This window comes from Microbacterium sp. LMI12-1-1.1 (genome assembly GCF_040676455.1).
Lineage (GTDB): Bacteria > Actinomycetota > Actinomycetes > Actinomycetales > Microbacteriaceae > Microbacterium.
Genome location: NZ_JBEGIA010000001.1, coordinates 697,668 through 716,180 on the forward strand (window position 1 = coordinate 697,668; position 18,513 = coordinate 716,180).

Annotated in this window: 19 protein-coding genes and 1 pseudogene; 11 read left to right on the plus strand and 9 right to left on the minus strand. The window is 70.4% G+C overall.

Features of this window, described 5'->3' with window-relative positions:
• Positions 1-15: 15 nt before the first annotated feature.
• Complete coding sequence (locus tag MRBLMI12_RS03400; protein ID WP_363353895.1) at positions 16-417, minus strand: PPOX class F420-dependent oxidoreductase; 402 nt, start codon at positions 415-417, stop codon at positions 16-18.
• A 74-nt stretch (positions 418-491) separates the two neighbouring features.
• On the opposite strand from MRBLMI12_RS03400, the gene MRBLMI12_RS03405 reads away from it, so the two are divergent.
• A complete protein-coding gene (locus MRBLMI12_RS03405) occupies positions 492-1,067 on the plus strand; it encodes a DUF2510 domain-containing protein (protein WP_363353897.1) in 576 nt (191 codons plus the stop codon).
• Positions 1,068-1,076: 9 nt separating this feature from the next.
• Here MRBLMI12_RS03405 and MRBLMI12_RS03410 read toward each other — a convergent pair whose 3' ends face one another.
• Positions 1,077-1,808 (minus strand): NUDIX hydrolase, encoded by a 732-nt coding sequence (locus tag MRBLMI12_RS03410; RefSeq protein WP_363353899.1) that lies wholly within the window; start codon positions 1,806-1,808, stop codon positions 1,077-1,079.
• Positions 1,809-1,964: 156 nt separating this feature from the next.
• On the opposite strand from MRBLMI12_RS03410, the gene MRBLMI12_RS03415 reads away from it, so the two are divergent.
• Positions 1,965-3,584 carry an FAD-dependent oxidoreductase gene (locus tag MRBLMI12_RS03415; protein WP_363353901.1) on the plus strand — a complete coding sequence of 540 codons (1,620 nt, stop codon included), beginning with the start codon at positions 1,965-1,967 and terminating at the stop codon, positions 3,582-3,584.
• Positions 3,585-3,602: 18 nt separating this feature from the next.
• Here MRBLMI12_RS03415 and MRBLMI12_RS03420 read toward each other — a convergent pair whose 3' ends face one another.
• From MRBLMI12_RS03420 to MRBLMI12_RS03430, 3 genes are all read right to left on the minus strand, one after another.
• Positions 3,603-4,193 (minus strand): hypothetical protein, encoded by a 591-nt coding sequence (locus tag MRBLMI12_RS03420; protein WP_363353903.1) that lies wholly within the window; start codon positions 4,191-4,193, stop codon positions 3,603-3,605.
• A gap of 20 nt (positions 4,194-4,213) precedes the next feature.
• The gene (locus MRBLMI12_RS03425) at positions 4,214-5,359 is read right to left on the minus strand and encodes a zinc-dependent alcohol dehydrogenase (RefSeq protein WP_363353905.1); all 1,146 of its coding nucleotides are present in this window, start codon (positions 5,357-5,359) and stop codon (positions 4,214-4,216) included.
• 109 nt (positions 5,360-5,468) lie between these two features.
• Positions 5,469-6,770, minus strand: a complete 1,302-nt coding sequence (locus tag MRBLMI12_RS03430) for a M18 family aminopeptidase (protein WP_363353907.1) — start codon at positions 6,768-6,770, stop codon at positions 5,469-5,471.
• A 247-nt stretch (positions 6,771-7,017) separates the two neighbouring features.
• On the opposite strand from MRBLMI12_RS03430, the gene MRBLMI12_RS03435 reads away from it, so the two are divergent.
• Positions 7,018-7,992 carry a lytic transglycosylase domain-containing protein gene (locus tag MRBLMI12_RS03435; protein WP_349428351.1) on the plus strand — a complete coding sequence of 325 codons (975 nt, stop codon included), beginning with the start codon at positions 7,018-7,020 and terminating at the stop codon, positions 7,990-7,992.
• Position 7,993: 1 nt separating this feature from the next.
• On the opposite strand, the gene MRBLMI12_RS03440 is transcribed toward MRBLMI12_RS03435, so the two are convergent.
• Together MRBLMI12_RS03440 and MRBLMI12_RS03445 are read right to left on the minus strand one after the other, a co-directional pair.
• Entirely contained in the window at positions 7,994-8,545 is a 552-nt protein-coding gene (locus MRBLMI12_RS03440; RefSeq protein WP_349428352.1) for an NYN domain-containing protein, read from the minus strand.
• A gap of 61 nt (positions 8,546-8,606) precedes the next feature.
• On the minus strand, positions 8,607-8,951 hold the full coding sequence (locus tag MRBLMI12_RS03445) for a DUF2200 domain-containing protein (protein ID WP_363353909.1): 345 nt from the start codon (positions 8,949-8,951) through the stop codon (positions 8,607-8,609).
• Positions 8,952-9,301: 350 nt separating this feature from the next.
• Between MRBLMI12_RS03445 and MRBLMI12_RS03450 the strand changes: the two genes are divergently transcribed.
• Together MRBLMI12_RS03450 and MRBLMI12_RS03455 are read left to right on the plus strand one after the other, a co-directional pair.
• Entirely contained in the window at positions 9,302-10,195 is an 894-nt protein-coding gene (locus MRBLMI12_RS03450) for a glycosyltransferase family A protein (protein ID WP_363353911.1), read from the plus strand.
• Positions 10,192-11,142 carry a hypothetical protein gene (locus MRBLMI12_RS03455; RefSeq protein WP_363353913.1) on the plus strand — a complete coding sequence of 317 codons (951 nt, stop codon included), beginning with the start codon at positions 10,192-10,194 and terminating at the stop codon, positions 11,140-11,142. The genes MRBLMI12_RS03450 and MRBLMI12_RS03455 overlap by 4 nt, the downstream gene beginning before the upstream one ends.
• A 15-nt stretch (positions 11,143-11,157) precedes the next feature.
• On the opposite strand, the gene MRBLMI12_RS03460 is transcribed toward MRBLMI12_RS03455, so the two are convergent.
• Entirely contained in the window at positions 11,158-12,819 is a 1,662-nt protein-coding gene (locus MRBLMI12_RS03460; protein WP_363353915.1) for an alpha-amylase family protein, read from the minus strand.
• Positions 12,820-13,013: 194 nt separating this feature from the next.
• On the opposite strand from MRBLMI12_RS03460, the gene MRBLMI12_RS03465 reads away from it, so the two are divergent.
• The 3 genes from MRBLMI12_RS03465 to MRBLMI12_RS03475 all read left to right on the plus strand — a co-directional run bounded on the left by MRBLMI12_RS03465 (position 13,014) and on the right by MRBLMI12_RS03475 (position 16,024).
• Entirely contained in the window at positions 13,014-14,516 is a 1,503-nt protein-coding gene (locus MRBLMI12_RS03465; RefSeq protein WP_363353917.1) for a SulP family inorganic anion transporter, read from the plus strand.
• A gap of 66 nt (positions 14,517-14,582) precedes the next feature.
• Positions 14,583-15,449, plus strand: coding sequence for an endonuclease/exonuclease/phosphatase family protein (locus tag MRBLMI12_RS03470; RefSeq protein ID WP_363353919.1), 867 nt, complete (start codon positions 14,583-14,585; stop codon positions 15,447-15,449).
• Positions 15,446-16,024, plus strand: coding sequence for a hypothetical protein (locus MRBLMI12_RS03475; protein ID WP_363353920.1), 579 nt, complete (start codon positions 15,446-15,448; stop codon positions 16,022-16,024). Before MRBLMI12_RS03470 ends, MRBLMI12_RS03475 begins: the two co-directional genes overlap by 4 nt.
• Here the strand turns inward: MRBLMI12_RS03475 and MRBLMI12_RS03480 are convergent.
• Positions 15,999-16,225 (minus strand): annotated as a pseudogene (locus MRBLMI12_RS03480) (metallophosphoesterase family protein); the annotation flags it as partial. The gene MRBLMI12_RS03475 and the pseudogene MRBLMI12_RS03480 sit on opposite strands and share 26 nt — an antisense overlap.
• Positions 16,226-16,332: 107 nt before the next feature.
• On the opposite strand from MRBLMI12_RS03480, the gene msrB reads away from it, so the two are divergent.
• The 3 genes from msrB to MRBLMI12_RS03495 all read left to right on the plus strand — a co-directional run bounded on the left by msrB (position 16,333) and on the right by MRBLMI12_RS03495 (position 18,438).
• A complete protein-coding gene (gene msrB, locus MRBLMI12_RS03485; protein ID WP_363353922.1) occupies positions 16,333-16,800 on the plus strand; it encodes a peptide-methionine (R)-S-oxide reductase MsrB in 468 nt (155 codons plus the stop codon).
• Entirely contained in the window at positions 16,797-17,351 is a 555-nt protein-coding gene (msrA, locus tag MRBLMI12_RS03490) for a peptide-methionine (S)-S-oxide reductase MsrA (RefSeq protein ID WP_363353924.1), read from the plus strand. Before msrB ends, msrA begins: the two co-directional genes overlap by 4 nt.
• 154 nt (positions 17,352-17,505) lie before the next feature.
• Positions 17,506-18,438 (plus strand): hypothetical protein, encoded by a 933-nt coding sequence (locus MRBLMI12_RS03495; protein WP_363353926.1) that lies wholly within the window; start codon positions 17,506-17,508, stop codon positions 18,436-18,438.
• Positions 18,439-18,513 lie beyond the last annotated feature (75 nt).

Below are 18,513 nucleotides of genomic sequence, written 5' to 3' on the forward strand. Positions count from 1 at the left end.
TGCCAGCCCCGGCGGCTACTGCTTCGTCGCGCGCTCGATCGACATGATGAGGATCACGCGGTCGGCCTTGTCGCGGGGCGGCGTGGTGCTCGGGTTGCCGTAGCGGTTCTGCAGCCGCACGTAGAAGCCGCCTTCGGGGTCGGGGACGACCTCGACGAGCCGGCCGGCGACCTCCAGGTAGTGGAACGGGTGATCAGGGTCGATGATCGACAGCGACATCGACGGGTTGTGCTGCAGGTTGCGGTACTTCTGCCGGTAGTTCGTGTGGGTGAACCGCACGTGCTCGCCGTCGAACTCGAACCACATCGGGTTCACCTGGACGGTGTCGTCGGGGCGGATCGTGCCGAGGTGCGCGTACACCGGAAGTTCGAGGAGATGGCGTCGGTCAGCGGGGAGGATGTCGTCGACGGAAGGCATTCGTCCAGTCTGCCGTCGCCAGGAACCGGACGGGTCGCTCGCCGACTTCCGGTGTCACGAACTACCCTCGGTGCATGGCCACGCAACCCGCACCCGGGTGGTACGACGACGGCTCGGGCAAGCAGCGCTGGTGGGACGGCACCCACTGGACCGAGGAGTACATCGACCTGCGCGCGCCCGACATCGAACTGCGGACGGATGCCGGACCCACCGCGGCCGGCCCCGCTCTGCCCGGCTGGTACGACGACCAGCGCGGACGCACCCGGTGGTGGGACGGACGCCGGTGGACCGCCGACGTGCGCTACAGCGGCCAGGAGCAGGACTTCGCGGGCATCGTCATCGACGGCCGGTGGATCCACTTCGGAGACCTGAGCCAGCCGGTCGCCGAAGTCGAGGCATCCCTCGACTCCGGGGACGCGCTGCTGCGGCGACCGGCCTTCACGCGAGCGGCCGTCGAGCGACGCATGTTCGGCCCGACCGGGCCCATCACCCCGCGCACCATCAACCGGGCGATCAACCGGATGACGCCGCACCTGGTGGTCGCGGGCGCCCAGGTGTGGGTCGCGCCCTATCCCGCCGCCCACGACCCCGAGGCACGCCGCTTCGTCGGGTGGGTCAATACCAGCGCGCAGCACTACCGCTACCGCTGAGTCCCACCGTCAGTCGGGCAGCACGAGCGGCAGTTCGCGGGCGTCGTCCCACGGCTCGCTCCACCCCAGGCGATCGAACAGCCCGTCGAGCACCATCCCGGTGAAGCCCCACACGAGGTGCTCCCCCGTCGCATGCCGCACGAGGAATCCAGGACCGCGCCACTCGTGTCCGTCGCGGCGGATCACCGTCACGCCGCGGTTGGCGGGGTTCAGCAGGTCGGCGACGGGCGCCCGGAACACCGCTGCCGATTCGGCTTCGTCGACGACACGGACGGAGGACGGATGCCGCCACCAGCCCAGCACCGGCGTCACGAGGTGCTGCGAGAACGCGAGGGAGATGTCGGTGAGCTCTCCGAGCACCTCGACGCCCGCGGTGTCGAGCCCGGTCTCTTCACGGGCTTCGCGGAGCGCGGCCGCGACCGGGCCGTCGTCGCCCGGGTCGAGGCGTCCGCCGGGGAAGGCGACCTGACCGGGATGTGCGCGCAGCGTCGTGGCGCGAGCGAGGAGAAGGACGTCGAGATCGCGCGACACGGCACGCGCCTGAGCGTCGTGATCGCTCGGCAGGGAGTCCAGCACACCGAACAGCATCAGCACCGCCGCCGGCCGCGGGTCCGCCTGCGCCGGCAGGTCGATCAGCGGCGCGACGTCGGCATCGGCTGCCAGCGCAGCGAGCTGCGCGCGTGCGCCGAGCGTCGTGGCGACCCGCACCTCGCCGTCCTGCGGAGTCGTGGGCTGCGGCATCCGTTCAGGCTACGCCGATCCGCCGACGTCGCGGGCGGCCGGGTGGGCACGAGTCACCCCGGTTGACCGGCGCTCGGCCATCCCGGTAGCTTCGCTGCGTGGCGCATCGCGCCGCCGGGTGCGCAGCGCGCTCCTGCCTGGCTGCTGGGGAGCCGCATGATCACCGTCGACGGTCTGCGCGCGATGCGCGTCTTCGAAGGGGTGCCCGACGAAGGCCTCGCCTACCTCGTCGGCGCCGTCGAGGACATCCGGCTCGCACCCGGCGAGTACTTCGCGCACGAGGGCGACGAGCGGTCGCTCTTCATCGTGGTCGATGGCCTCGCCGAGATCACCAAGATCGTGAACGGCGACGAGCGCGTCATCGGCACACGTAGGCCGGGCCAGTTCTTCGGCGAGGTGCCGATGACGCTCAGCACGCCGTTCCCTGCCAGCGGCCGCGCCGCCGGATCGACGCGCGTGCTGAAGCTCGAGCCCACCGTGTACTACACGCTCGCCGCGCTCGCCCCGTCGGTGCCCGACCGGGTGGCCACCCTCGCACGCCGCTACCTCGACTCCCTGCAGACGATGGCCGCCGAGCAGCGCGAGCCCGGCGTGCGACTGATCCACACCAAGCGCAGCGCACGAGCACATCGCGTGAGCGGCTTCCTCACCCGCAACCAGGTCGATTTCGAGAATGTGACAGCGGATGCCGCCCCTGACGCGGTCGACGACACCGTCCTGGAGCTCGCCGACGGACGACGGCTCGCGAACCCGACGATGCGCGAGGTCGCCGAAGCCGTGGGGCTCGATGTGGCGCCGTCAGCCCGCCACTACGACGTCGTCATCCTCGGTGCTGGGCCTGCCGGTCTCACGGCGGCCGTGAACGCCGCGGCGGAAGGGCTCCGTACGCTCGTCGTCGAGACATTCGCGCCCGGCGGTCAGGCAGGCACGTCGACCCGGATCGAGAACTACACCGGATTTCCGTTCGGCATCTCGGGCGATGATCTCGCGAGCCGGGCGTTCAAGCAGGCCAAGCGCCTGGGCGCGGAGCTGGTGGTCACGCGCACCGTCGAGGCACTGGACCCGGCGACGCACGACCTGACGCTCGAAAGCGGCGATGTCGTCAGCGCCGAGGTGGTGATCCTCGCCACCGGTGTCGTGTGGCGCACGCTCCCCCTCGACGGCGTCGGCAGATTCCTCGGCAGCGGCGTCTACTACGGCGCCGCCCGCAGCGACTCCGCCGTCGCGCAGGGCGCGGACGTCTGCATCATCGGCGCCGGCAACTCCGCCGGCCAGGCCGCGCTGTTCTTCAGCCGCCACGCGCGCTCGGTCACGCTGCTCGTGCGAGGCGAGGCGCTCGAGGCCGGCATGTCGAGGTATCTCATCGACCAGATCTCGGCCATCCCGGCGATCCGGGTCGAGACGCGCAGCGAAGTCGTCGCGCTGCACGGGGCCGACAGCCTGCGGGCCGCCGACGTCGCCGATCGGCGCACCGGCGACGTGCGGCGCCGCGACGTCGACGTGCTCTTCGTCATGATCGGAGCCGATGCCGAGACCGCCTGGCTGCCACCGCAGGTCGCGCTCGACGGGCGCGGCTTCGTGCTGACGGGGGCGGATGCCCTCGAGTCGGGATCATGGGCCGAGACGCGGCGCCCGTTCGCCCTCGAGACGACCGCTCCGGGCGTCTTCGCAGTGGGCGACGTGCGCTCCGGCTCGGTGAAGCGGGTCGTCGCGGGCGTCGGCGAGGGCGGCATGGCCATCGCCTTCACCCACCAGTACCTGGCCCTCGACCGGTAGACCCGGCCGCGGTCACCGTCATCCCCGGACGCCGCGCCGCCTCGCGGCCGGGCGCACGATCGCGCGGCCGAGCATGACGACCAGCGTGCCGGCGATCACCCAGGGTCCCAGCACGAGGACGGGATCGAGCCACGCGTGCTTCAGGTCGGTACGGCCCCGGCCGAAGCGCGACGAGATCGGCCGGTGCCCTCGCTCGCCGAGGATGCCGCTCTGCGCGATCGGGTCGTCGGGCCGTCGCGTGAAGAGCGACTTCATGTGGGCGGTCGTCGAGTCGATGCGGTCGCCGAGCATCAGGAGCAGCCAGTGGGCGGTCTGGCCCTCGCTGTACGTCTCGTACGCGTAGCGCCGGACGCGCCCTGCCAGCCCGCGCAACGGCTGCGCCGTGCCGAACACCGGCGTCAGCCGCGCATGCTCGATGGACTTCTCGCGCCCGCCGCGTCCGCCCTGGTCCTCGGGTATCTCCCAGTGCGCACCCGTCTGGATGCCGGGCTGCTCACGCGGCACTGCGGGGCGATCAGCAGGGTCGGCGTCGGCTCCCCAGCCGGGAATACGGGCGCGCAGCTGGTCGGCTGTGGGGGCGGAACCGGGCTTGTTCGCGGTGTACGGCATGTCGTCCTCCGATTCGAGCGTCAGGCGGCCGGGACGATGACCGGCTTGATGATGTCGTCGAGCTTCGTCGAGAAGAGGTGGTACCCCTCGGCGATGTGGTCGAGCGGGATGCGGTGCGTGACGAGATCGCTCGGCCGGAGGTAGCCGGCCCGGATGTGCTCGAAGAGCCGGGGCCACTGGCGCTTGACGGGCGCCTGGTTCATCCGCAGCGTCAGGCCCTTGTTCATCGCATCGCCGAACCGCACGGCGCTGAACATCGGTCCGTAGGCGCCCATGACCGACACGGTGCCGCCCTTGCGGACGGAGTCGATCGCCCAGTTCAGCGCCACCGGCGAACCGCCCTGCATCTTGAGCTTCGCCGAGGTCACGTGCTGGATCACATGACCGTCGGCCTCCGCCCCGACGGCGTCGATCGCGACGTCCGCTCCCAGCCCGTCCGTCATCCGCTTCAGCTCACGCACGATGTCACCGACCTGGGTGAACGCCACCGTCTCGGCGTACGCGAAGTCGCGTGCCTTCTGCAGGCGGTAGTCCAGATGATCGACCACGATCACGCGTCCTGCACCCATGAGCCAGCATGACCGCGCGGCAGCGAGTCCGACCGGGCCGGCGCCGAACACGACGGCGGTGTCGCCCTCGTCGATGTCGGCCAGCTGGGCTCCGAAGTAGCCGGTCGAGAACGCGTCGGTGAGCAGCAGCGCGTCCTCGTCGGCGATGTCGTCGGGGATCACCGAGGGTCCGACATCCGCGAACGGCACGCGCACCATCTCGGCCTGCCCGCCGTCGTACCCGCCGGTCGAGTGCGAGTAGCCGTAGATGCCGCCGATCGCCGTCGCGTTGGGATTGACGTTGTGGCAGTTCGAGAACAGGCCCCGCGCGCAGAAGTAACAGGAGCCGCAGTAGATGTTGAAGGGCACCATCACGCGGTCGCCGACACGCAGCCGCTCGACCGATCCGCCGACATCCACGACCGTGCCGATGAACTCATGGCCGAACGTGTGACCGATGCGGGTGTCGGGCATCATGCCGTGGTACAGATGCAGATCCGATCCGCAGATCGCAGCCAGCTCGACGCGCACGATCGCATCATTGGGGTGCTCGATCCTCGGCTCGGGCTTGCTCTCGACGCGCAGCTTGTACGGTCCGCGGTACGTCATCGCCTTCATGCGCTCCTCCTGGGTCTCTCACACACCCTCTCCGCGCCGCGCGGGATCCGCGGAGGGGGTTGCGTTCGAGCCGTCGAAGTGTCAGAGCGGCGAAGAGCGCGCCGAGGACTCAGCCGCGGAAGTACGTCTCGGCGACGCGGGCGAGGTCCCACAGGTCACTGACGCCGGCGAGCTCGCGTGCGGAGTGCATCGAGAGGATCGGGATGCCGACATCCACGGTCCGGATGCCCAGGCGTGTCGCGGTGATCGGGCCGATCGTCGAGCCGCACGGCACGGCGTTGTTCGAGACGAACTCCTGGCTGGTGACGCCTGCTGCCGCGCACCATCCGTTCCACGCCGCCGCGCCCGCGGCATCCGTGGCATACCGCTGGTTGGCGTTGATCTTGAGGATCGGACCCGACCCGAGCACGGGCTGCACGACCGGGTCGTGCTTCTCGGCGTAGTTCGGGTGGACCGAATGTCCGACGTCGCTCGAGACGCACCACGATGACGCCAGAGCACGCAGCTGCTGCTCGCGGTCGGCGCCGAGAGACAGCCACAGGCGCTCGAGCACGTCGGAGAGGAAGGGGCCGGCGGCACCCGAACGCGTGCCGGATCCGACCTCTTCGTGGTCGAACACCGCGAGCATCGCGATGTGCTCGGCGTCGTGGCCTTCGGCCGCGCGCTCCAGCGCGACGAGCCCCGCATGCACCGACGCGAGGTCGTCGAGCCGCCCGGAGGCGAAGAAGACGTCGTCCAGTCCGAACGTGGCGCCCGCGGCGGAGTCGGCCGTCACGATGTCGTACCCGCGGATGCGCGCGGCGTCGACGCCGGCCTCACGCGCGAGCTCGCCGAGGATATCGGCCGAGTCCGCAGCACCGAGCCCCCACACCGGCTGGGTCTGCGACTGCTTGTCGAGTGCGAGGTGGTCGTTGGCCTCGCGGTCGAGGTGGATCGCGAGCTGCGGCAGCCGCAAGAGCGCGCCGGTCGACGCCAGCACGCTCGTGCCGTCGTCGAGCACGAGGCGGCCGGCCAGGCGGAGCTCTCGATCGAGCCACGAGTTCAGCAGGGGTCCCCCGTAGATCTCGACTCCGGCCTGCAGCCAGCCGAGCTTTCCGGTCGTCGGCTTCGGCTTGAGCTTGAATCCCGGGGAGTCGCTGTGGGCGCCGAAGATGCGCACACCCGTGGCGGCGGTCGCGGACGGCGGTACGACCCATGCGATCGCCGCACCGTCGCGCACGACGACGAACTTTCCTCCCGCCGGAGCCGGCCAGCCGGCCGCCTCATCCAGGCGCGTGAACCCCGCACTCTCCAGGCGGCTCGCGACCTCCGCGGCGGCGTGGAAGCTCGACGGCGACGCTGCCACGAAGGCGGCGAGATCGTCGGCGTGAGCCAGAGCCGCGGTGGCGGCGGGGGCGGTGGTTGAGGGCACGGGCGAGCCTCCTCGTCAGCGGGGCAGGGGTTCTCCGATCGTAGTTCGCGGCGCTCGTCCGGGCGGCCGACGGCACCGGATGCAGCCTCGTGATCTGGCCTTTTCGCGCATTCCCCTCACATGTAACGTTCAGGTAACGCACCGGAACCGTCCAGAAACGACGGGGAGACTCGGGGACTTGTGCCCGCCCGAACGGGTACGACGCGCCGCCCGATGGCGCTTTTCGCTGATACGGAACCGGTCTTTCATGCGCAACCACACGTCTCTCCTGCCCGCCCGCCGCACCCTGCGCCGCGCCGAACGCCGCCTTCGCCGCCGCCCCGTGCTGCTGTCCGCGACGCTCGCGATCGGCGTCCTGGCCACCGCGGGATTCACCACGGCGACCCCCGCGTCGCAGGCCGAGGCATCCGGAGCGCTCACCGGTTTCGCACTCGCGTCGTACACGACGTCACCCTCCGTCACCGCCGAGGAGGTGCCGTCGGCATCCGCCGCCGACGAGGCCGTCGCCGCAGCGAATGCCGCGGTGACTGCGGCGACCACGGTCGCCTCCGACATCGCCGCGTCGGGTCTCGACGTCGGCACCCCCGTCACGACGGTCGACACCTCGGGGCTGGAGACCGCTGTCGAGCAGCTGCAGCGCGCCCAGGCGCTGCCCGCGATGTATGCGACCGACTTCACGGATGCCGTGACGACCCTGGCCGCGTCGGTCAGCGAGCAGGCGCAGGGACTGCGCGGACGGCTCGACGCCGCCGTCGCCCTCAAGGCGCAGCAGGAGGCCGAGGAGAAGGCGCGCAAGGAGGCCGAAGCGGCAGCCGCCGCTCAGGCCGCTGCGGAAGCGGCCGCCGCCAAGAAGGCGTCCTCGACGCCGTCGGCACCTCGCCCCGTGTACGCCACCGGCGGTGCCGTGGGCGGCACCAGTCCCGCCGACGCGCAGGCCACGGCCCGCGCGATGATCGGCGGCTACGGCTGGGGCGACGACCAGTTCGGATGCCTCGTGTCCCTGTGGCAGAAGGAATCGGGCTGGAACTACCAGGCGTACAACCGCAGCAGCGGCGCGTACGGCATCCCTCAGGCGCTCCCGGGCAGCAAGATGGGCAGCGCCGGCGCCGACTGGCAGACCAACCCCGCCACGCAGATCTCGTGGGGTCTGGGTTACATCTCGGGTCGCTACGGCAACCCGTGCGGCGCCTGGAGCCACTCGCAGTCGACCGGCTGGTACTGACTCACCGCAGGAAGTCGGACGGGTCGAACTGCTCGATCGGGATGACCCGCACGCGAGGCAGCGGAGCGTCGAAGGCCTCGGCGTCGTACTCGATGTCGAAGAACTCGACGCCGGGGATGCCGGTGAACTCCGTGCTGCGGAACTCGTGGAACGCGATGACGCCCACCCGGCGTCCGTCGGTGGCGAGCCGCGCGAGGTCCTCGGCGAAGTCGCGGTCGTGGCTGACGAGGGCGACGTCGTCGTCACGGTCGGCGAGCGCGCGCAGCGTCCGCTGGATCGCGATGTCGACGATCTTCTCGTCGGCCGGGCCTGAGAGCGGAACCGGCTGGTAGCCGAGAGCGAGGAGCGCCTGCACGAACGGCATCGGCAGGTGGGTGCTCGCGTTCAGGAAGAAGAGCCCCTTCGCGGGCCGCTCCCAGCGGTCGGAGACGAACGCGAGCAGGCGGTCCCACCGCGGTCGCTCCTCGGGCAGGGGCCGTCTGCCGAGGATCGATCCGCCGAGGGTGGCGTCGATGTTCTCGCCGTCCACCAGCACCCAGCTGCTGCGCTCCATGCTGCTCTCCTCGGTCGACCCGCTCCGAACGTAGCAGGGCGCGGAGGGGCATCTGGCGCGATCAGGCGTTGCGCAGGATCTTCTCCATGGCCTTTCCGCGCGCCAGCTCGTCGACGAGCTTGTCGAGGTAGCGGATCTTCTGCATCAGCGGATCCTCGATCTGCTCGACGCGCATCCCGCAGATGACGCCGGTGATGAGCGAGGCGTGGGGATTGAGGTCTGCGTCGGCGAAGAAGTCCTCGAACGTCGTGTGCTCATTGATGTGCTGCTTCAGCTGCGCGTCGTCGAAGCCGGTCAGCCACTCGATGATCTCGTCGAGCTCCTCGTTCGTGCGGCCCTTCCGCTCCACCTTCGTCACGTAGAGCGGATAGACCGAGGCGAAGCTCGTGGTGAAGATCCGGTGCATGTCGCCAGGGTAATCGGGATGGGATGGCGGAACACTGGCACGCGCGCCGCCTCGATGCAGCGATGGCCCCGGTGGGTAGCCCTCCCACCGGGACCATCAGCACGTTCACGGGAGTCTGCACGGCGACCCGAACGCCGATACTCGACCGCTTCGCACGGCACTGCTCTGTATTGCTCTGCAAGCCTAGGCACGAGCATCGATCAGGGCCTGCCTATTGACACAGCGGGCACCGACCTGTTAACCCGCGGACCCGGTGGGCGTGCCGTCGAGAGCGCGCGCATCGAAGCCCGATTCACACACCGGAGTCAAGGCCCTTCTCCCCTTCTGCGGGGAACGGGTGGAATCGGAGGATGCCGGAGACGCCGCTGATCTCGGTGGTCATCCCCGTGAAGGACGACGACACCGAGCTCGCACGATGCCTGCGCGCCCTGACGCAGCAGACACGGCCCGCCGACGAGGTCATCGTCGTCGACAACGGATCGACGGATGCCTCCGCCGAGGTCGCGCGCGCGTTCGGCGCCCGCCTGGTCCGGTGCGAGACCCCCGGCATCCCCGCAGCGAGCGCCGCCGGCTACGATGCCGCGGCGGGCGAGATCATCCTGCGGCTCGACGCCGACTGCGTCCCCGACGCGTCGTGGACTCGTGCCATGGCGGACGCGTTCGCCGCCCGGCCCGACGTCTCGGCGTTCACCGGCGGCGCCCGGTTCATCGACGGCCCGCGCGCCTTGCGCGCACCGCTCGCGACGCTCTACCTTGGCGCCTACGCCGCCGTGATGGTCCCCACGCTCGGTCACCTCCCGCTGTTCGGCTCCAACATGGGGATGCGTCGCCAGGCGTGGCTCGGCATCCGCCCGCGTGTGCATCTCGATGCCGCTCTGCACGACGACATGGACCTCTCCTTCCACCTCGGCGAGCGCGGCCGCATCCGCCATCTCCCGGCCGCGCGGATGGGGATGTCGATGCGGCCGTTCGCCCCCGGCCAGGCGTTCGGGCACCGCGCCGTCCGCGGCCTGCGCACGGTGCTCGTGCACTTCCCCCGCGACTTCCCCCCGGTGCGCTGGACGCGTCGCACACTCCGTCGGGTGGGCGCGTCGCGTCGGCTGCAGGAGCACTCGCAGTCGCAGCCCGACCCTCGGCGTTCGCTCGGCGAGGCCGAGCGTCCAGCTAGGCTGGCGCGCATCGTGCAGGCGCACCCCGGGCCATCCGAGCGCGTCGGCGGAAGAACGGAGTCGACCACCCCATGACCGCGACCGCGCCGGCATCCGATCTTCCCCGAGGGGCCGGCGTCGATCGCCGGCCGCTCGCGTGGTGGGCCTCGATCCTCATCGGCATCGCCGCAGCGGCCGCCGGCCTGCTGCCGTGGCTCGTCACGGAGATGAGGCTGCCTCTCCAGAACCTCTGGGACGCGCAGACAGCGCCGGAGTCCATGCCGCTCGCGTTGCTCCCGTTCAGCCAGTACGCGCTCACCCAGCTCTTCGGCCTGATCGTGGTGGGAAGCGCTGCCGCGGGGATCGCGGCTCGGGCCACACGATCCCGGCTGACGCGCGGCGGGTTCGGCCTGCTCACCCTCGGCGTGCTCGCGATGCAGGTCGTGGCGATCGCCCAGTCGGCACTGGTCGTCGGCGCCGGACTTCAGCAGCGCCGCGAGTCGCTGCTCTACCTCGGTGCGCTCACCGCGGTGTGCGTCCTGTCGTTCCTCATCGGTGTCGCGGCGCTGCTGCTCATCGCACGGGCGCCGCGCGCCGGGGCGCTGATCGGGCTCACCGCCGGCGCCATCGCCGCGGGACCATGGGTGGGCGGCTTCTTCCAGCCGCTCCTCGCGACGGGCTCCGACGGGCTGTACGTGATCGTCGGGCTGATCCAGTGGGTGGCACCGGTCCTCGTCGGCGTCGCCATCGCGTGGACCGGGGTGAACACCGTCGGCCGTGTCGTCGCCGCTGTCGTCGGTCTCACCCTGCTCTGGATCGCCCCGGCGGCGATGACCGGCATCTCGAACGCCGCAGGCAGCCGCGTGCTCGCGCGCTATCCCCTCGAGATGATCGACTACGGCGTCTCGGTGTTCGGCATGGCGCTGTTCATGCCCGAGATCGCGCTTCGCCCGATCGTCGCGGCCGTCGTCGTCGCGGCGGTCGGCCTGATCGCGCGCTGGGCGTGGGGCCGAGCACGTCGTGAGCGCGCCACCGCGGCGTAGAGCGCGCGATCGCGGCTACGACACGCGACCGTCGCCCGGACGCGAGACCCGCAGCCAGCGGTAGCCGTAGGCGGGAACCTCGAGCTCCACGCCTCCCCGCTCATCGAGAGGGATGCGCTCCGCTCCCAGCAGATCGACGAGGCGGGTGCCGTCGGGCTCGTCCTTCAGCGAGAAGCTCGTCGTGGCCGGCACGTCGGCGAAGTTGTGGATCGCGACCATGCGGCCGACGTCCGCGCGGAGCGAATGCACCAGGAGAGTGTCGACGGGCTGCTCCAGCACCTCCAGCGTGCCCCACCCGAGCTCCGGAGAGATGCGGTACCGCGAGATGAGATCGCGGAAGAAGTGCAGCAGCGACTCGCGGTCCTCGATCTGGTCCGCCGCGTTGACGTGCTGCGGCGCGTAGCCGTCGCCGGGCGGCTGCGCGATCAGGCGGGACGGCGCCGCCTGCGAGAACCCGCCGTTCTTCTCGGACGTCCACTGCATCGGCGTGCGCACGGCGCTGCGCCCGGGGATGTCGATGTTCTCCCCCATCCCGATCTCCTCGCCGTAGAACAGCACCGGCGTGCCGGGGAGCGTGAACAGGAGGCTGTAGGCCATGCGGATGCGCCGCGGATCCCCGAGCATCGGAGGGAGCCGGCGCGTGATGCCCCGGCCGAACACGCGCTGCCGCTCGTCGGGCGCGAACGCGTCGAACACCTCCTCCCGCTCGGCGTCGGTCAGCTTGTCGAGGGTCAGCTCGTCGTGATTGCGCAGGAAGTTCGCCCACTGCACGTCCTCGGGGAGGACCGGTCGAGAGGTCAGCGCCGCGACGAGCGGCGCAGGATCCCGCCGTGCCAGCGACAGGTAGAACGCCTGCATCCCGACGAAATCGAACTGCATCGACAGCTCGCTCACGTCGCCGCCGCCGAAGTAGGCGACCTGCTGGTCGTACGGGAGGTTCACCTCCCCGAGCAGGATGGCCTCGCTCGAGCGGCGCTGCAGGAAGCGCCGGAAGTCGCGCAGCAGCTCGTGCGGATCCGGGATCTCGGCGCCTGGGGGCATCTCGAGGAGGAAGGGCACCGCGTCCACACGGAACCCCGACACGCCCATCTGCAGCCAGTACCCGATGACGCGGGCGAGCTCGTCGCGCACGGCGGGATTGGCGATGTTCAGGTCGGGCTGATGCTCGTAGAAGCTGTGCTGATACCACTGTCCGGAGGCCTCGTCCTTGGACCAGACACCGTCGGCCTCGCCGGGGAAGACCGGATTCTTCTGACCCTTCGGCGGTGCATCATCGCGCCAGATGTAGAAGTCCCGGTACGGGGAGTTGACGCTGCGCTTCGCCTTCTGGAACCACGGATGCCGATCCGAGGTGTGGTTGACGACGAGATCCACGATCACCCGCATGCCCCGGTCGTGGGCCGTGCGGATCATCTCCACGAACTCTCCATGGTTGCCCAGCCTCGGGTCCACGCCGTAGAAATCGGTGATGTCGTAACCGTCGTCGCGATCGGGGGTCGGATAGAACGGCATGAGCCAGAGGCACGTCACGCCGAGCTGGGCGAGGTAGTCGATGCGCTGCGCGAGGCCCTGCATGTCTCCGATGCCGTCGCCGTCGGAGTCGAGGTACGTCTCGACGTCGAGGCAGTAGATGATCGCGTTCTTCCACCAGAGGTCGCTGGTATCGGTGATCTTCATCGCGCCTCCCACAGCGGAGCAGGCAGATCGCTCGGGACGAGCTGCACGCAGGACGGGAACAAGCCTTCGTACTCCATCCCGCGAGTCTGCCGGGCGTCTCGCGTCTCGGGCAGGCCCTTGAGATCCGCGGCGGTGTTGGGTACGAGGGGCGAGCGGCCGCAGGATCCGATCCGGCGCGACTAGAGTCTTCACCCGTGTCCACCGTCGCCGAATCCGCTGATCGCTATCGCATCGAGCCGACCGTTCTGCAGGCGCTGCGGCGCCCCCGGCTGCTCACCCGCGAGGTGCTCGCGGGACTGGTCGTGGCTCTCGCGCTCATCCCCGAGGCGATCGCGTTCTCGGTCGTCGCCGGCGTCGATCCTCGCGTCGGCCTGTTCTCGTCGTTCGTGCTCTCTGTGGTCATCGCTTTCACCGGTGCTCGCCCCGCGATGATCACCGCCGCGGCGGGTGCGGTCGCGCTCGTGATCGCACCGGTCTCGCGCGAGTACGGGGCCGACTACCTCATCGTCACCATCGCCCTCGCGGGCGTGATCCAGGTCGTGCTCGCCGTGCTCGGCGTCGCCCGGCTCATGCGGTTCATCCCGCGCAGCGTCATGGTCGGTTTCGTGAACGCCCTGGCGATCCTGATCTTCCTGTCGCAGGTGCCTCAGCTCGTCGACGTTCCCTGGGCGGTGTACGTGCTGGTGGCCGTGGGCCTGGGCATCCTGTTCGTCTGGCCGCGGATCACGCGTGCGATCCCCGCGCCTCTCATCGCGATCGTGCTGCTGACCGCCGCGGTCGTCGTGTTCGGGCTCTCGGCGGTGCCGAACGTCGCCGACCAGGGTGAGCTGCCCCGCAGTCTTCCCGAGCTGCTCATCCCGAACGTGCCGCTGACCTGGGAGACCCTGCAGATCGTCGCCCCGTACGCGTTCGCCGCGGCTCTGGTCGGCCTTCTCGAGTCACTCATGACCGCCAAGCTCGTCGACGACATCACCGACACCCGCTCGCGCAAGACGCGCGAGGCCTGGGGCCTCGGCGTCGCCAACCTCGCCTCGGCCTTCTTCGGAGGCACCGGCGGCTGCGCGATGATCGGCCAGACGATGATCAACGTCAAGACCTCGGGCGGCCGCACGCGCATCTCGACGTTCCTGGCGGGCGTGTGGGTGCTGATCCTCGTCGTCGTCCTCGGCGACATCGTCGGACTCATCCCCATGGCGGCACTCGTGGCCGTCATGATTGCCGTCTCGGCGATGACCTTCGACTGGCACAGCATCCGGCCGGCGACGCTGAAGCGGATGCCGCTGAGCGAGACCGCCGTCATGCTGGTCACCGTCATCGCGACCGTGTGGACGCACAACCTGGCAGTCGGCGTCATCCTGGGCGTGCTGGCCGCGATGGTGCTGTTCGCCCGCCGGGTCGCCCACTTCACCACCGTCACGCGCACCGTCGACGGCGAGACGGCCCGCTACCGGGTCGACGGGGAGCTGTTCTTCGCGTCGAGCAACGACCTGACGACCCAGTTCGAGTACGCGTCCGACCCGGCGCGCGTCGTCATCGACCTCTCGCGGACGCACGTGTGGGATGCCTCCACTGTCGCCGCCCTGGATGCCATCGTCACCAAGTACGAGCAGCGGGGCATCGAAGTCGAGCTCGAGGGCATGAGCGCAGCGGCCGCCTCGTTCCACGGCCGGCTGAGCGGGGGGCTGGGCTCCGCCTGACGGCACGCTCCGGCACGACCGGGCAAGGCCTTGCGCCCGCACACCGGGATCTGCGTACCGTGAGCAATGCACACGCGACCGACGACGCCCGCCGGTGCGCGCAGACCCGGGCCGCTGATCGGCCCCGTGACCCCGCCGGAGCTCCACGTGATGACCTTCAACGTCCGGCGCCGGATGAGCGGCCTCGCGTGGCGTCGCGCTGACCGGTGGCGTCACCGGGAGGCCGCCGTCAGGGCTCTCCTGCGGATGGAGCAGCCGACCATCGTGGGCGCGCAGGAGGTGCTTCCGGACCAGGCCGATGCGATGCGGGACGCGCTGGGCGCGCGCTACCGCTTCATCGGGCGCGGTCACGGCCCGCGCGGCACCGGAGAGGGCTGCCCGCTCTTCTTCGACGCCGAGCGACTCGACCTCGTCGAATGGGAGCAGACCGCCCTGTCGGAGCACTCCCGCGAGCCGGGATCGCGCTCGTGGGGAAACCTCATCCCCCGCATCGCGGTGACCGCGCGCTTCCGCGACCTGGGAACCGGGCTCGTCTTCACCGCCGTCAACACCCACCTCGATCCGTTCTCGTCCCGCTCCCGCATCCGCTCGGTCGAGGCGCTTCTGGCGATGGTCGACCCGGGTCCGGCGATCCTGACCGGCGATCTCAACGCCGGCGAGGGGTCGCGCACCCTCAGGGCGCTGCTCGGCGACGGTTCGCTGCGCGACGCCTGGACGGCCGCGGGCGAGCGCGTGACGGCATCCGTCGGCACGTTCGCCAACTACCGCGCGCCGCGACCGGACAGGGCACGCATCGACTGGATCGTCGTGACGCCGGATGTCGGGGTGGAGCGGGCCGCGATCAACGCCTTCCGCCACGGGGACGTGTGGCCTTCCGACCATCTCCCCGTGCAGGCCGTCGTGACGGTGCGACCGGAGCGGGCACGACCGTGATCCGGCGCTTCCTCCGGCCACCGAGCGGCGCCGGCGAGTGGATCGCGGACGGGATCCGGGTGCTGGGGCCGCTCAGTGTCATCGCCGGGTTCGTCTGGTGGGCGCCCGCCGACGCCGGCGTGCTGGCCCTCGCTCTCATCGGGCTCGTCCTCCCCCGGTTCGCGAATGTGAGACCGGGCCTCGACATCGCCTTCTGCGTCACTGTGCTCGTCGCAGCCTGGAGCAACGTCCTCCTGCTGTACCAGACGGTGCCCGGCTGGGACCTCGTCGTGCACTTCGTCTTCACCGGCATGGTGGCCGTCATGGCGTACCTCCTGCTCGCGCGACTCGAGCTCGTGCCGCTGCCTCTCGCGCCGGGGACGCGGCGGGCGACGCCGATCCTGCTCGTGACGAGCCTCGCGCTGGCACTCAGCGCGGTGTGGGAGATGCTCGAGTGGATCGGCTGGAAGTTCATCTCGGGGGCGATCTTCGTCACCTACGAGGACTCGATCGGCGATATGGCGGCCGGGGGGCTCGGGGGCCTCCTCGCGGGTCTCCTCGTCGCGCGCGTCAGGCTGCTGGAGGAGCAGGACTGAGCTCGACGAGCCGCATGTCGCGCAGCTCGCCCGCGTCGACCGTGATGTCATCATCGTGTGGGCGGGCTGGCGGCGACGGTCGGTCGGCGACCCCGGGTTCAGCAGCCGCAAGCCGCCGGGTGCCACCGTGTCCCACGGGATGTGACTGTGGCCGAACACCAGCACATCGGTGTCGGGAAACGCCGCCGCCATCCGCGCCTGCCCGCCGGAACTCGAAGCTGGCTCCCAGGTTCGCGGGACCAAAAGGGATGCGGCATCCGTTCTCCTCTATGACGCCGCAGCCAGCGACGCCGCTTCCAGGAGGAATCGTGAGCAACGAGTACCGCAGGACCCCCGAGGCGCTGAGCCGCCTCACCGACGCCCAGTACCGGGTGACGCAGGAGGACGGCACGGAGCCGGCCTTCCGCAACGAGTACTGGAACAACCACGAGCCCGGCATCTACGTCGACGTCGTCTCGGGCCAGCCGCTCTTCTCGTCGACCGACAAGTACGACAGCGGAACCGGATGGCCGAGCTTCACCAAGCCGATCGAGCCCGACGCCGTCGCGACCAAGAAGGACTGGAAGCTGCTCCTGCCGCGCACCGAGGTGCGCTCGTCGGGCGCCGACAGCCATCTTGGTCACGTCTTCCCCGACGGCCCCCGCCAGGCCGGCGGCCTGAGATACTGCATGAATTCGGCCGCACTGCGCTTCGTGCCCGCCTCGTCGCTCGAGGACGAGGGCTACGGCGCCTACCGACACCTCTTCACCACCGAGAACCAGGAGCACGCATCATGACCAGCGGTCCCTTCGACACCGGCGAGATCACCCGCACCCCCGGCACCGAGACGGCAGTACTCGCCGGCGGCTGTTTCTGGGGAATGGAGGATCTGATCCGCCGCCAGCCGGGCGTGCTCGGCACCCGGGTCGGCTACACGGGCGGCGAGAACGCGCACGCCACCTACCGCAAGCACCCTGGGCACGCGGAGGCCGTCGAGATCGTCTTCGATCCCACGAAGACGACGTACCGCGACATCCTGGCGTTCTTCTTCCAGATCCACGACCCGTCGACCCTGAACCGCCAGGGCAACGACATCGGCTCCAGCTACCGCTCGGCGATCTTCCCGCTCTCGCCCGAGCAGGAGCAGGTCGCGCGCGACACCATCGCCGACGTCGACGCGTCGGGGCTCTGGCCGGGCACGGCCGTGACCACGATCGAGCCCGCGGGCCCGTTCTGGGAGGCCGAGCCGGAGCACCAGGATTACTTGCTGCGCATCCCGAACGGCTACACGTGCCACTTCCCTCGTGCCGGATGGGTGCTGCCCAAGCGCGCGGACGCCACCGCATGACGACGACCTCTCGGGGTTGAGCGAGCAGCTCAGCACGGACGAGAGAGCGGATGCCGCGACCCGGCCGGGTCGCGGCATCCGTGTATCTGGCCCCGGTCGCTCGCCCTCTTCCGAGCAACCGCCGTGCGTGCGCGGCGGAGGGAGTGGAGCGATCATGACCGAAGCAGCGCAGTCCCCGCTCGGCACGGGACTGATCGGCGATGCATCCTGGGTCACCTGGCTGAGGATCCAGCTCGCCCGTGTTCCCAATGCCGCGCGTTCGCGTGCCGCCGAGCGGGAGCGGGAGGCGCTCCACGAGCAGCCCGCCGGCCTGCTGAGCGGCGACGAGCCGGGCTTCCACGCGGCGGCGATGAAGGTGGCCACGTCCGCACCGCGCCAGTTCGGGCGACTCGACGAGGTACTCCTCCGGGGGCGGTTCGTGCTGCGCGGAGACGACATCTCGACCCTCGACGAACTCGTCCGGGAAGCGGTGCGCATCGCCGCCGAGGGCTTCGCCGGCTCCGGTCCGCACTCCTCCGACGTCGCCGCGCTCGAGGCCCGCCTGCGGTACGCGGATGACTTCCTCAAGCGCCGGGAGGGTGAGATCGCGCGCCGGAGATACGCGCGCGGGCTCGTCGGCGGCGTCATCCTCACCACTGTCGCCCTCGCCCTGATCGGCGGTGTCGGTGCGGCGGTGATCACGCTGTGGCGGGGAGGTGCCATGCCGCCCGATCAAGCCGACGCGCTGCGGGACGTCCTGGTCGCAGTGGGCGCAGGTGCTGCCGGCGCGTGCGTCAGCGTGCTTCTGCGGATGCACAAGATGGGCAATCTGCCGATCGAGGTCGCCGACGGCGGCGCGGCGAGGTACCGCATCGTCCTCGGGTGGTTCTTCGCCGCCGCGGTCGTCTTCCTGCTCAAGAGCGGACTCCTCTCCGTCGTGTTCGTGATCCCCGAGGGGCGCGTCGAGAGCTGGTTCTTCTGGGGCTCGGTGGGTTTCCTCGCGGGCTTCAACGAGCGCTGGGCGACCAACCTCATCTCGCGTCGACCCGAAGACGTCGGGTCCGACGCCGCACCCGATGCCGGGACGACCGGCCCACGAGGGAGATAGCCGGTTTCAGGGGCACATCCGCCGCTTCGGCGGGTCGCGGGGCGACACACGGGCTTTCACACACCGGAGCGTGCT